This is a genomic window from Streptomyces hyderabadensis (assembly GCF_020404845.1).
GTDB classification, from domain to species: domain Bacteria; phylum Actinomycetota; class Actinomycetes; order Streptomycetales; family Streptomycetaceae; genus Streptomyces; species Streptomyces hyderabadensis.
The window spans coordinates 1-566 of record NZ_JAIOJZ010000151.1; the positions used below are offsets into that span (position 1 = coordinate 1).

General features: G+C 70.0%; 1 pseudogene. It reads left to right on the forward strand.

What is annotated here, in order from left to right:
- Positions 1 to 561 (forward strand): annotated as a pseudogene (locus tag K7854_RS37305) (alpha-1,4-glucan--maltose-1-phosphate maltosyltransferase); the annotation flags it as partial.
- Positions 562 to 566: the final 5 nt, after the last annotated feature.

Here is a 566-nt window from a genome sequence, read left to right on the forward strand (position 1 = left end):
GCCGCCTTCGAGGTCCGCGCCGTCCTCGCCGCCACCCTCTCCCCCACCTGGGGCATCTACAGCGGCTACGAACTCTGCGAGAACACCCCCCTGCGCGACGGCAGCGAGGAATACCTCGACAGCGAGAAGTACCAGCTCACCCCCCGCGACTGGACCCGCACCACCCGCGAGGGCACCACCATCGCCCCCCTCATCACCCGCCTCAACACCATCCGGCGCGCCCACCCCGCCCTGCACCGGCTCAGGAACCTGAGCTTCCACCACACCGACAACGACGCGCTCATCGCGTACAGCAAGCGTGAAGGGTCCGACGTCGTCCTGGTGGTCGCCAACCTCGATCCGCATCGCACCCAGGAGGCCACGATCTCGCTCGACATGCCGCAGCTCGGCCTGGACTGGCACGAGTCGGTGCCGGTCCACGACGAACTCACGGACGAGACCTACCACTGGGGCCGCACGAACTACGTGCGCCTTGAGCCCGGCCGGGCCCCGGCCCATGTCCTCCACCTCCGCCGGCCCTCCGCCGCCGCGCCCAGGAACGAAGGGTCCGCAGCCTCATGACCGTG